The sequence below is a fragment of the Streptomyces sp. JLSY215 genome, assembly GCF_059682825.1.
In genome coordinates this window covers 8928219-8940945 of record NZ_CM185022.1, presented here as the reverse complement: position 1 = coordinate 8940945, position 12727 = coordinate 8928219, and the positions used below count along the sequence as shown (strand labels likewise).

The following is a 12727-nucleotide window of genomic DNA, read 5'->3' as shown; positions in this document are numbered from 1 at the left end:
CGGACCCACTCCGGACCAGCCCTCGCCAACGGGCCATGCAAACGGCCAATTTCCCAGGTCAGCGCCCTACGAGCGCTGTACCACCAGCAGACGAAGAACGTTCTTGTTTCATATAGTCCGAAGAAACTTGGGTTCTTCTAGAGCCTGAAGTCGGTTACCTGAAGGCATTGTTGCGCTCCAGGCAACTCGACGCGATAGCTACCCAATGTAATGCGTTGGGCTCTTCTCGTTACTCTCTGGCATCTGGTGGAGTTCCACACGGACCAGTTGCGGACCAATGGCGCCGGAAGAACATCATCCCGTGGGGCGCCCGCTCATGAGTGGGCGCCCCACCGAATACCCGTACGCAGCGCCCGAACCGCCGGCAGCACTCGCCCTCCCCGCACGCACGAAGCCTTGCAGCGCCTGATCGACACCTCGCGAACCATATGCCCACCAGCCGAAGCAAGTGGCGAAATCAACGATTGGCTCGCGCTCTGCCAGTTCCATTCCGACCTGGGCCTCGCCCTGGCTGATCCACGGTGCGGGGAGGAGCCTGGTCAACCGAAGGCGCCATAGTCCGCCGGTTGATGACTTCTACGAGGGCGGAGTAGCCTTCGAGTCAACTAACAGCAGCTTTTGGAAAGTTCACGCTTCCATTGTTGGCTCGTCAGGTACTTTCCCGAAGCATCGTAGGCGACAGCTGACAGCGCAGGGGGACGCGTGAGCAACGACGGCAAAGGCCTGCCGCGCCTGTTGATCTCTGTGATCGACGAGGATCCGTTGCGGGCTCGGAGCGACGCCCGCGAATTGCTTGCCGAGGTGTCGGAGACGGATCCGGCAGCCTCCCTGCGCCTGCCCTCAGCCGGTCCCTCGGTGAGCACCGACAAGGGCGGCGACGTCTCGGAGGTCGTCGGCCTGGCCCTGAGTGCCGGTTCGTTTGCCGCGGCCTGCGTCCAGGTATGGCTTGCCAAGGTCCCCCAGCGCACCATCATCGCGACCCGCCCGGACGGGGCCACCCTGCGCATCACAGGCCGCGAGGCGCGTGAGAACGACGCACGCCTCGAACGGTTCCTGGCTGAGGGATCCCTGCCGCTGGACGGTGGCACGGCTCATGGCACGCCGGACCGGGACGACACCTCCACGGCGGACTGACCGGGAGTGCGAAACAACGATCGATACGCCCTTTTGATCGGCGTCTCCGAGTACGACAGCGAGCACTATCACGACCTTCCGGCAGTCCGTGCCGATCTGCACTACATGCAAGCCGTTCTGCAGAGCACGGAGATCGGCCAGTACAACGACTGCGAGATGGTGCCGAACCCGACACGTGCGGAAATGCTGCACGCCATCGAGTCGTTCCTCGAAGAGCGGCAGCAAAGTGATAGCGCACTGCTGTACTTCAGCGGCCACGGCGAGTTCTGCGAGGCCGACAACCAGTTGTACTTCCTCACCCGCGACAGCGACCCTGCCGATCTGCCCCGTACGGCGGTGTCGGCGGAGTTCCTGGAGCGGACTCTGCAATCGTGCCGTGCCGCGTCCAAGATCGTGCTGCTCGACTGCTGCGCCAGCGGTTCCGTCGTTCAGGGCTGGCACGCCAAGGGCCGGGAGAGTTCGGAATCGGACGAGGCGGAGCGCAGCACCCTGTTGCGCCCCACTGGCGTGTACTTCATCACCGCCTCGGACGCGCTGCAGGCTGCCTCCGCCATGGCTCCCGAAGGATCGACGCTCGGTACTTCGCGGTTCACCGGAGAAATTGTCGAAGGACTGCGGAACGGGCGGATCAAGGACAGCGGCTGGATCTCGCCGGAGGATCTCTTCGAGTATCTGACCGCGCAGATGGTGCGCAAGGGGGTGCCGGAGGAGCAACGCCCGACCAAGTCCACGATCCGTGCCACCCACACGCTGCACTTCGCCCGATCGGTGGCCCGCCCAGTCCATCTCGCCTCTCCGCCCCATGAACCGCCCCCGCCGTCGGCGGCTCACCTCAAGGCTCGCGAGCGGGCCGCGGCTGACCGTGAGAACGCCAACGACTGGCAGCGCCTGCTGCGCTATTACGCACAGTGTCTGAGCGCCCAGGCCGCGGCGAGCATGCTGCCCGACCGGCGGGCGGGACCGAACTCGCAGTACTTCCTGGTGGATGAGGGACCCGAGACAGTTCAATCCGGTCTGAGCCCAGTACTGCCGACTCCCAGGAATCTGCCCGGTGCGCACGGCTCAGGTGGCGCCACGGCGAAGAACAGCACAGGGCGCGGCGCCGATCAGCACGAGTACTGGTACGGGTATCCCGCTATCACGCTCCCTTCCCGCGGCGAGGGCAGTCGGCGCACGGACGTGCGCATCGCCCCGCTGCTGATTCAGCAAATGGAGCTGACCCCGGACGAGAGCGGCCGCGCGGTGCTCCGCCCGAGCGGGGTTCCGTCCCTGCACACCAAGCTGGTGACCGAGCTTCTCTCGGATGACGAGGCTGCCCAGTTGCTGGCCCGTTGGCAGCCGACGTGGCAGCACGGAAATGACGCGCAGATGATCAAATCCGTACGGGAGTTGCTCGACGTCCTGGGGCTCCCCGAGCTTGAACCGCTGAACTCCTCCGCTCTGAGCGGGGACTCGGTGAACGAGGCCCTGCGTCCCGGCGCGCACAACGCCGCCGTGATCCTGGCCCCGTCGAGCGTGGAGCGGTTCGCCAGCGACGGCGTCGTGGAGAATCTCCTGGCCATCTCCACACGCACGGACGAGATCCCAGGTACGGCACTGGACTCGCTCCTGAACGGCGGCATCCCCGCGCCCACAACGGATCCCGTTCTCATCGTGTCGGCCGGGCCCTCCAACGAGAGCCAGGAGCAGGTGGTCGTCTCCGCGATGACACAGCCGCTGACCGTGGCCACCGGTCCACCCGGGACGGGCAAGAGTGAGATGGTCACCTCGGTGGTGGCCACCTGTGTCGCGGCAGGTGAATCAGTACTGGTGGCATCGACCAACAACGAGGCGGTGAACGTCGTCGCCCAGCGCTGCGACGACATCGCTCCCGGCTTGCTGATCCGTACCGGCAACGTCGAGGCCCTGGTCAAGGAGGCCGAGAAGCTAGAGCAACTGCTGTCCGCACCGCCTGCCCAGCCCGGGCGCAGCTCCGCCACCGTGGCAGGTCAACTGCGCAACCTCCGCTCGCGCGCCGCCGCCCTGCGCGACCAGGCCGCACGGCAGGTCGAGGATGAGGTGCGGCTGGCCCAGGTGTTGTCGCAGCGCGCCGACTTGGCCGGAGAGATCGAGCTTCCGGTGCCGCTCCTGTCCCGGCTGTGGCAATCCGGCGACCTCTCGGCGCTGGCCCGCTGGGAAACGAGAGCCCGCCGGGCAGCAGCGGCGGGCGGCTGGTGGGGGCGCTGGCGCCGAACGCGCGCCATGAAGGCATTCATCACCGCTGCCGGTACCGATGCAGCGGTCCAAATGCCTCCTTGGGCCGGGGAACGACCCGTTGCCTCGGATCTTCTCGACGACCTGGCGGATCTGACCGGCCTGGAGCGCCAAGTGCGTGACCTCACGCCGGCTCAGGCTGCCTACGACGAGGAGGCCGTGCGCCAGGCCCGCTCAGGCTGCGCCACGACACGGGCCCAGCTGTCCGCAGAGCTGTGCGAGGCCGTGTCGGCGGAGGTGCTCGACCGCGCGCGATCGCTCTTGGACCAGCGGCTTCAGACGTTGCGTCAGCGCGAAGGGAGTCAGCGAAGCCAGCTGAACCTGCTGCGCCACCTGAAGGGGTGGGCGATCACCACCCATGCGGTGCGCCAGCTGAGGCCTGATCCGAAACTCTTCGACCTGGTCGTCATCGACGAGGCCAGCCAGTGCTCCATCGCGGCGGTGCTGCCCCTGCTGTTCCGCGCCCGCAGGGCCCTGATCATCGGGGATCCGATGCAGTTGACGCACATCCCCGGTATCTCGCCGGAACAGGAACGTCAGGCCCGCGTCAGGGCGGGGCTGAGCGCGGCCTGGCTGGAGGACCGGCGGCTTGCCTACCACGTTCACTCCGCTTACCACGCCGCCGCGCAGAACGGCGAGAGTGCACTGCTGCTCGACGAGCACTACCGCTGCCACCCGGAAATCGCCGAAATCGTCAACGGCCATTGCTACTCCGGCGCGCTGGAGATCATGACCGACGTGCGCCGGCAGGTACCCGCGGTCGATCTCATGGACACCGGGGAAGTGGCCCCTGTACTGGCCTGGGCGAATGTGCCCTCCGGCGAGTCGGCACGCGGCCCGGGAGGAAAGTCCTGGCGCAACCCGTCCGAGGCTGCCGCTGTTGCCGACATCGTGCGGGCGCTGCTTCGCCGCCTGCCCGAGAGCGCGACCGTGGGCGTGGTGACACCGTTCCGTGCGCAGAAGGACGCCCTGGAGAGCATGATCGGCAGCGACCGGGTCCGGGTGGGAACGGTGCACGCCTTCCAGGGCGGCCAGCGCGATGTGATGATCCTCAGCCCGGTGGCCACCACCAACACCCCGCAACGCACGGCCCACTGGGTGTCGAGCCAGGTCAATCTCTGGAACGTCGCGATCACGCGAGCCAAATCCCAGTTGATCACGGTGGGCAACCACGTCTACTGGCAGCAGGAGACAGGGCTCCCTCATCTGCTGTCCTCACGCTCGCTCCTGTGGGACCCGGGACAGACCACCAGCATGCAGCCAACTCCTGCGCCAGAGCCGCGTCTGCGGCAGAACCGTCGCCGCAGGGATCTCAGCGACACCGTGCAGCAGGTCCTCGCCGCAGGCGGTGTTGTCGAGCTGGAACGTGATGCGCTGGTCGGTGGACAGCGCATCGACCTGCTGTTCACCGTGTCCGGCGGCAACACCGCGGTAGTCGTCGACTCCGGCCCCGGGCCGGGCCGTGATCCGGCACGACACCTTCGGCTGGTACACGAACGAGCCAGCCTGCTCGTCGGGCTTCCCTCAGGCGGTCGCGGTGCGAAGGCCGGTCCTGTCACGCGCGTGGTCCGTATTCCCGCCTGGCGCATCCTCGCCGGCCCAAACGCACTGGCGCCGCTGTTCGACTGAGTGACCGATCGGCCACCTGTGGTCGACCGGGACATCCGACGTGGGGAGGGCACAGTCGTGGCAAGCACTCCGAAGACTGAAGAGGTCCTGAACAGTCTCAGGCAGCAGGTATCAGTAGCGGTTAACTCGACGCGGGAGCTCGTGGGCAAGGTTGACGAGGCCGCCGCCGACAAGGAACGGGAGCGTCGCGAGACGTTCGAAAAGCGGCAGGAGGAAGGCAAGACCAAGACGGGAGAGAACTACGAGCCCCTGCGGCGCAAGCCATGCCTGCGCCCACTCCCAGGCACGGAGGTCGGCCTGTCCGTGACGTTGACGTTCTGGGACGTCCTGCATCACCTGGGCCGCGGGCTGGCCCTGTCCCAGCGTGGTGCATCACGCGGGCTGGCTGAGCACTGGGGCAGTCTGAAGTACTGCCAGGCGCTCAGTGCCCATACCGAGACCCAGCTCGGCTTGTCACATGAGGGCAACCTGCTCGGCCTGTCCGACGAGGGCAAGCGAATCGCCATGTACTACAAGGCACTGCAGTCGGAGGAGCTGGGACACGCCTTCGCCCTCGCCGTCAGCGAACAGATCCTCACCCGCCGCTATCCGGACCACAGCATCTCGATCGTCCGTGCCGACACCGCCCTACGCGCTGGCTGGACGCTCACCAGTCGCGACAAGGCAAAGACAAAGACCGTCGGCTACCCCTACCGTCCGCAATTCTTCGCAGAGGTCTGGAAGCCGGGCGAGTCCTCGCGCGTCATCCCCATCGCCTGCAAAGGCAACCACAGCGACCGGCAAAAGGCATACGAACAGCTCGCCTCCACAGCCGTCCACGCCGACGGAGTACACATCGGAGCCTGGAACGAAACCCCGGCCCTGCTGTTCAGCACGGAGATCGCCCTGACCGACCCGCTCACTGTCCACGTCCTGCATGCCGACGGCCCCGGCGGCTGGCTGCACATCCCCGAGGGATCCCCCGCCGCTGACATCGGCCTGGACCTAGGCAACAAGCACCCAGGGATCGGCATCCTCAAACCAGGACAAGGCAAGGACCCCGACTCATCCGAGCCCGGATGCCAAGTCGGCCCCAATGACCCCAAGGACTACGAGTGGTTCCAGCGTGTCCTGGCCCGCGTCGGAGCCGCTGGCCTTACGGCCTTCGCCGGGGACGGAGAATCCACCGCCGCGCTCCTCACCACCCGCCAGGGCTGTGACTTCTTCCAGGGCTTCACACACGCCGCCTCCGGCAGCGTCCAGGACCAGGACTACACCCTGCTGGGTGAGAAATTCGAGGGCACGGATCACGTCTTTCGACTCAACGGCAAACGAGTACAAGCGTTCTCCGGCGTCGCCGCCGATGTTCTCGATTCCCTCATCACCAGGAAAGAGCCCAGACGACAGGCCGATTTAGCCGCCTACCGACAGCGGGTCCACGCGAGAAGGGGCAAGGAATACGGGACATCCTGGGACCACATCTGGGGCGGCGTTGTCTCGATCAGCCGGGACGGCTCGGTGCTGGCCATGCGTCAGATCCCAGCTTTCCGAGACGAGTAGTATCTGCACGCGTGTAACCAGCCACCGGCCCTCTTGAGGCCAGTAGCGGTGGTGTGGGCCCGCCAGGCGGAGAGGACCGGTTCGATCAACTGCCAGCGTTCGTCCGACAGGTCGCTGGGATACCCGTCGCGCGGGGGCATGCTCCCGATGGACCGCGCGGCGGCCGGTGCGACCAGCGGTCAAGCCGTCAGGGACTCACTGCGTGCAGTGCGTCCGACGCAGCGCAGGGAGCCCAGACAGTCTCCGCTCCAACCCCGAGTCACCGCACTCCGGGCGGGGACTGACGGACCGCGTCGGCCTTTGAGGGGGCAGGACGCACGTCGCCAAGCTGTGTAAGTGCGGCTCGGATTCTGTGGTCGACCTGGACGTCGTCGGCCAGGTGACTGAAGTGTTCGGCGCAGGTGGGGTGTTGGCGCAGTGTCGACGCGACCGAGCTGGCGCTGCCCCCCGTATGCCGGAGATATGAGGTATTCCGATGGTGGCGGGCTGACCGCTGAGGAGTGGATGTGGCGTGAACGGGTCCGGTTCGCTGCGGCCAAGCTGATCGAGGCGGGGATCAGTGATCACAATGTGGCCCGGCGGTTCTGGGTAACGCGGATGTCAGTGAATCGCTGGCGCCGGGCCCTGGCCGCGGGCGGGCGGCAGGCCTTGGTCTCGAAGGTGGCCGGCGGCGCTCGCTGCAAGCTCAGTCGCGCACAACTGGGGCAGCTGGATAGTGAGTTGGATGCCGGGCCGGCCGCGCACGGCTGGAACGAGGACCGGTGTTGGACGCTGGCCAGGGTTGCCGAGGTGATCCACCGCCGGTTCGGGGTCCGGTACACGTTTCCCCGCGTGAATCTGCTGCTGCACCGGATCGGCTGGAGCGTGCAGGTGCAGGTGCCCGCCCGCTGGGCCACCGAACGGGACGACGTGAGGATCGCCGAGTGGACGGGCGAGCGGCGGCCCGTCATAAAGGGACGGCGGTAGAAGCCCTTCCTCGTCCACGGTGCGACAGTCGATGGGAGCGTCGAGGGGGCCTTCATCAGCATCGTGCGACGGCGCGGAGAGTCATCTATCCCTATTACAGCTCCCGCCATCCACGCGACCCTTGCAGCCGGCCGCGCTCTGCTCCGGCGTGGAGAACTTCCGCAGGATGAGAGCCGATCGCATCTGTGGGTCTCGGACGGGGCCCAGTGTGTCCGCAGCCTCTTGAGGAAGGCTCTGACTTCGGCCTCGCGGAGGCATCAAGTAAGAAGACATCCGTGACCCAACCACCCCAGACCGCCACCCAGCGCGCGTTCATCGCCCTCGCGCCGCCCGACGACGCGAAGAACGAGTTGGCGCACGCGCTGAGCCCCGCCTACGCCGCCTATCCCGACCTTCGCTGGAACCGCATCGAGGACTGGCACATCACCCTGGCCTTCCTGGGCGAGCAGCCGGTACAGGCCGACCAGCGGCTTCGCTCGCGCCTCGCCGACCTGGCGGCCGCCCGCCCCTCTCGAACTGACACTGCTCGGTGGCGGACACTTCGACGAGCGAGTGCTGTAGATCGGCATCCAGGGCGATCTTGACCAACTGCACGCGCCGGCCGAAGCGGTACGCGCTCGGCTCAGGGACTGCCACGTCGCCTTCGCCGAACGTCCGCTGCGCCCCACCTCACGCCGGCCCGCGCCCGCCGACCGACGGGCTGGGCCGGTGCGTGCTGCGGAGCGACGTGTTCTGCGTCGGGCCATGGCGCCGCTCCCTCCGAGGGTCTACTCCAGCAGTGCCCTCAGGACGCCGGGGCGCGGGAAGAACGGCGACCAGCCTCGGTGTGAGGTGATGCGGTAGCAGTTTCTATGGCGGCGTGGTGGCGCCGTTGCAGCTCTTCGCGTTCGCTGTCAGGGATCGCCATCGACTCGGCAAGCACGCCGGCGAGCGCGTCGACCCGAGCGCGGTCGACGTCGGGGTGGAAGAGCCATCGGATGTTCTCGTCGCGTGTGATGAGGTCGATCGCCAAGCGCTCGGCCCTGGTCTGTGCGGTCGCCGCCCGGACGTATCGCACCTGGTCGATGGGAATGTCCTGGCGGATCTCGCCCTGCTCCAGGAACGCGTTCGTCCGGGCGGTGATGACGCGGCGATCCGTGACGACGACCAGGGTCTTCGCCGCGGCCTTGTCCCTCGCTGCGGTCAACTTGCCTTTCGCCCCGCCGAGGATCGCAGAGAGGGATTCGAAGCTCTCGGGCTGGTCAGCGAAGCCGAGGGCCCGGAGAGTCTCACCGTTCTCGAGGAACCAGCGCAGGGTGCGCAGGTACGGCTCGAGATCCGGCGATGCGGGCGCGCAGACGACGCTCGGAGCGTCGAGTGGAGGGGCCGGCGGATGGAAGGCATCGGCAAGCGGCTCGATCGCCTCCAGGAGTCGAGCGGCGATGTCGCGGGCCGCCTTCGAGTCCTTCCGCTTCCCCGGCAGTGACAGTGCCTCGCGCCCGGGAAGCGCGGCGATGATGCGTAGCTCGCGCGTCAGTGAGTCGACGAGGTGGGTCGTCTCGGCGAGAGCGGAGTCGAGCTCAGCGCGAGTGTCGCGCACGATGACGTCGACGAGGCGCGCCTCACCGGCGTCTTCGTGCGCCGCGTCCCTCGCCTTGCCGACGTGCAACGCCTTGTAACCGGTCCATGCCTTGAGGGAGTCCAGGAGGGCGAAGGCGTCGAAGACGATCGCCTCGGCGTTCGACTGCAGGTACTCGCGGCGGCGACGCGTGTCGGCGCGCTCGATCTGCCCGACGTGCCCTTTGACGTTCTCCCGGTACAGCTCAAGCTGCTTGCGCAGCGACGCTTCACTGCTCGCGACGCTTTCCCACAAGGAGGTAGGGACCGCTTCGATCTCACGCGCCTGGTCGACTGCTCGATCGACCGTGGCGACGAGCCCCGTCAGTTCGGCCCACTGCTCGTTGCGGATGGCGGTGAGCACCTGGCTCGTCAGCGCGATGTTAGTCCTGACCAGCCTCGTGATCTCGCTGAGCTGCATCTGAAGGGCGACCATGGCCAGCGCCGGCCCGATCGTGGCCACGGTCTGCGCGGCGCTCACCGAAGCCACGGGGATAAAGCGGGCCTGAGCGACGACGCGCCCCTGGAACATCACTGTTCCGAGGTTCGCGCCGTCCTTGATGGCGAGCGTCGCGCCGGATCTCAGCAGAGCCTGTGTCGCGTTACTGATCCTGTAGATCCCTTGCGCGCTGGCGAGCGCGTTGCCGAGATTGCCGGCCACGGCCGCCGTGTTCCCGATCGAGGCGAGGACCGTGGAGATCTGCTTGCGGTCGCCTGCCGAGACGAGCCCGAAGTCGAGAAGATCGGGTTTGAGCTCCGCTGGGATCTTGTCGCCGAAAACGACAGCGATCCCCGGGAGCACCTCCGCTATGACCGTCGATGCGGCCGGCGAGCCAGTGTCCGCCTCGGCTGTCGAATCGTCCTGAGCGGATGAACCGGCCGTACTGGCCTGGCCGTTCTCCTCAGGCTCCGCGCCCTCTGTCGAGTCCGAAAGGTCCTGCATGCGATGTCCTCCCCCGCGAATAGCACAACGGCCAGACGACGTTGGCGTTCACCGCCGGATTCTACGGCTCGACGCGCCGCGGTCCGGTGGCAGCTCATGCCGAGACAACGTCAGGTACGGCGTCCTTTGGCGGACGGCGATCCGACGTGCCGTGTCCGGCCGCCGGCCGCGCCGGACCACGAGACCGTGCCGCTCCCCTACGTCCCGGCGCCCCGCTCACCAAAGTACGTCCCGAGCGCAAGGCCTGCAGTGACGGAGGCTTCACCGATCGCCTACCGGGAATTGCGGGGCTGCGCTACAGCCATGCGGGGCGCCCGCGCGCTTCTATCCCGCCGAATGGCTCTGCGACGACCACCGGCCGTAGTCGATAGGACGGGCCACCCGTGAGAGCGTCCTCCACTCTCCCCATCGCTCCCGCGACTTCCCACTCCCGACCGCCCCTGCCGACCGGGCCAGCAGCTACCAAGATCCGGACCACCCCCGGACCAGTCCCCGCCCGAGAGCGTTACAGGGTGCAATTTCCCCAGGTGAACACGAGTGCATGTGCTGTACCGCCAGCAGACGAAGAATCTGCTGGTGGTCCTCTCACTGACCAACAGCAGTCACGCAACGTAGCTAGCAGCGCCTCAGATGCTCCAGGGCCTTCGCCAAGGCTCGCTGGCCCTCGGAGCGTGGGCCTTGAGGGAGGGGATACCACTCGCAGGGTCGATGACCAGGCCCTCGTTGTCCGGGTACCCGGCATCCGCACTCGTGGCGGCCGCGGTGAGCTTGTCCTGCGCCGTGTGGTCCCTGAATGGGGTGAATCCATGGCCGAGGGCGGTTGGCGCGGCGGTGGCAGGAGAGGAGGCCAACCTCCGCCCACCCCTCACATGCCGAGCCAGCGTCGGTCTCGCACAGTCGCGCGATTCCGAACGATCGATACATGTCGCAAGAGTAGGGGCACTCGATTACAGCCCACACGGACGCCAGAACACTCGTCGCGACGTCAGGATCGGCATGGTCATCGAGTTCCCGCGCAGCCCCTACGGGACGACACGCCTCCAGCGTGACGCAACTTGCCTGTGCATGCCGGGTTTTCACACACGGTCGCCACCTGCCAACATCGTCTGTCCTCGTTCCTCTGCACGAGTGGGGTGTTACATGGCGCCAGCGCAGAGCAATGACCAGCGACTGCTGGATCGGATCCTCGAAGACCAGCACCGAAAACCTCGGTTTTCCTCTTGAGCGCGTCGTCAGCATGGCTCGCCTGGCAAGGGAATTCACCGCCTTCACCCTCCGAGAACCGCACGTGGCACTGCGGCACTCGGACGCGTTACTACTGGACGACCAGCACTACGCCCAGATCTTCTCCACCCGGCATGACCTGGACATCTATCGACTCTGCCTCGACGTCCACACGCGGCTGCGCGCCTTCCTCATCCGGTACTCCGAGGACCGTCCGCTACTGGGAGAGACCCTAGAGAACTGGCTCTATCCCTTGGCGTCAATGTCGGCCCACGCCCTGACCCGGCTGCGCCACCCCTCGCCGCGCGACCTGCTGAACATCGACCTGAACCACCTGAACGAGACACTCATGACCCGCATGACGGGAACTCTGGAGCACAACTTCAAAGCCGCTCTGCGCCAAAGCAAAGCGGGCGGCGTCGATCGCATCGCCCGTACACCTGAGTTCACCACCAAACTCCGGCAGGCTGTTATCACCCAAAGCCGCTACCGCATCGAAAGGTGACCTCTTGCCCCTATGAAGGGGCAGGTTCGGCGAGAGTCACCGGCGTGCCCGCGGGCGTCGTCGACCGGGTGGCCCTGCTCGTGCAGGCGGTCGATAGCGCAGCAGACCATGCGGGTGGCTACTCCCCGGCGTTCGGCGAGGTCGGTGCCGGACACCAAGCAGCAGACCGTCTACCTGCTGTAGCCCTACGGCTGGAAAGACAACAGATGTTGTAGCGGCCGCGGGCCGGTGCGGCCGTGCGGTCGCGGGAGACCGCACGGACCGTGGCGGGCGGTGGGTAGGCGCCGCCGAGTTGGTAGTCGAAGGCGGCGTTGGCGGCCGGCGGCCGGACCTCGGTGGGCCGGGCCGCGCCGTCGTGCGCCGTCGGCGCGGCGGCGTCCGCGGGAGGGGACGGACGGCCGCCGGAGCACGCCGTACCGAACGCCAGGACGGAGACGAGGGCGACGGCGGCGACGAGGAAGCGTGGGGAGTGCACGGCCGGAGCCTGTGCGCAGACGGCCCTCGGGTGCCGCGCCGGACCGCTGTCACAGTGCGGCGGCGCGCCCGCGCACCACGAGGTTCTGCGTTCCCAGGCCGAGCGCGAAGTGCACCGCCACCGATGCCAGCCACAGTCCGGTGGTGGCCGCGGTCCCCTTGCGCAGCACCTCGCCCTGGAGCCCGTGCCAGATCCGTACGGTGCGGGCCCTGGCGAAGCCCGGACCCGCCGCGACGGCCAGGCTCGTCACCAGGAGGACGATCGGTAGCGCGGCCAGGGGGCGGTACTTGACGACCGAGGCGATGCCGAAGGCGAGGCTCAAGGTGCCCAGGACGCCGAGGACGGCCGGACCGATCAGCGAGCGGTTGCGCCGTACCGGTCTGGTACGCAGTTGCCGGCGCACGACCAAAGCGACGACCAGCGCCGCCGGGACGAGGGCAGCCTCGCCGTGCGTATGGTGCAT

7 protein-coding genes and 2 pseudogenes are annotated in these 12727 nt (G+C 67.3%); 6 read left to right on the top strand and 3 right to left on the bottom strand.

Features of this window, described 5'->3' with window-relative positions:
- The first annotated feature begins 702 nt into the window (after window positions 1–702).
- From AC5677_RS39550 to thpR, 5 genes and pseudogenes are all read left to right on the top strand, one after another.
- Window positions 703–1134, top strand: coding sequence for an effector-associated constant component EACC1 (locus AC5677_RS39550; protein WP_497192672.1), 432 nt, complete (start codon window positions 703–705; stop codon window positions 1132–1134).
- 6 nt (window positions 1135–1140) lie between these two features.
- Window positions 1141–5016, top strand: coding sequence for a caspase, EACC1-associated type (locus AC5677_RS39545; RefSeq protein WP_497192671.1), 3876 nt, complete (start codon window positions 1141–1143; stop codon window positions 5014–5016).
- 57 nt (window positions 5017–5073) lie between these two features.
- Window positions 5074–6555, top strand: coding sequence for a hypothetical protein (locus tag AC5677_RS39540; RefSeq protein WP_497192670.1), 1482 nt, complete (start codon window positions 5074–5076; stop codon window positions 6553–6555).
- Between the two features lie 462 nt (window positions 6556–7017).
- Window positions 7018–7509 (top strand): annotated as a pseudogene (locus AC5677_RS39535) (winged helix-turn-helix domain-containing protein); the annotation flags it as partial.
- 287 nt (window positions 7510–7796) lie between these two features.
- Window positions 7797–8213, top strand: a pseudogene (gene thpR / locus AC5677_RS39530) (RNA 2',3'-cyclic phosphodiesterase); the annotation flags it as partial.
- A gap of 92 nt (window positions 8214–8305) precedes the next feature.
- Here the strand turns inward: thpR and AC5677_RS39525 are convergent.
- The gene (locus AC5677_RS39525; protein WP_497192669.1) at window positions 8306–10060 is read right to left on the bottom strand and encodes a hypothetical protein; all 1755 of its coding nucleotides are present in this window, start codon (window positions 10058–10060) and stop codon (window positions 8306–8308) included.
- Window positions 10061–11219: 1159 nt separating this feature from the next.
- Here AC5677_RS39525 and AC5677_RS39520 point away from each other — a divergent pair.
- On the top strand, window positions 11220–11789 hold the full coding sequence (locus tag AC5677_RS39520; RefSeq protein ID WP_497192668.1) for a hypothetical protein: 570 nt from the start codon (window positions 11220–11222) through the stop codon (window positions 11787–11789).
- A gap of 118 nt (window positions 11790–11907) precedes the next feature.
- On the opposite strand, the gene AC5677_RS39515 is transcribed toward AC5677_RS39520, so the two are convergent.
- A complete protein-coding gene (locus AC5677_RS39515) occupies window positions 11908–12264 on the bottom strand; it encodes a hypothetical protein (protein WP_497192667.1) in 357 nt (118 codons plus the stop codon).
- A 49-nt stretch (window positions 12265–12313) separates the two neighbouring features.
- Window positions 12314–12727: a hypothetical protein gene (locus tag AC5677_RS39510; protein WP_497192666.1), complete on the bottom strand. Its 414-nt coding sequence runs from the start codon at window positions 12725–12727 to the stop codon at window positions 12314–12316.

Bases quoted from the DNA above. Each gene is read 5' to 3' on its own strand.
- AC5677_RS39525 (WP_497192669.1), bottom strand. From the start codon at position 10,060: ATGCAGGACCTTTCGGACTCGACAGAGGGCGCGGAGCCTGAGGAGAAC.
- AC5677_RS39520 (WP_497192668.1), top strand. From the start codon at position 11,220: ATGACCAGCGACTGCTGGATCGGATCCTCGAAGACCAGCACCGAAAAC.
- AC5677_RS39510 (WP_497192666.1), bottom strand. From the start codon at position 12,727: ATGCACCATACGCACGGCGAGGCTGCCCTCGTCCCGGCGGCGCTGGTC.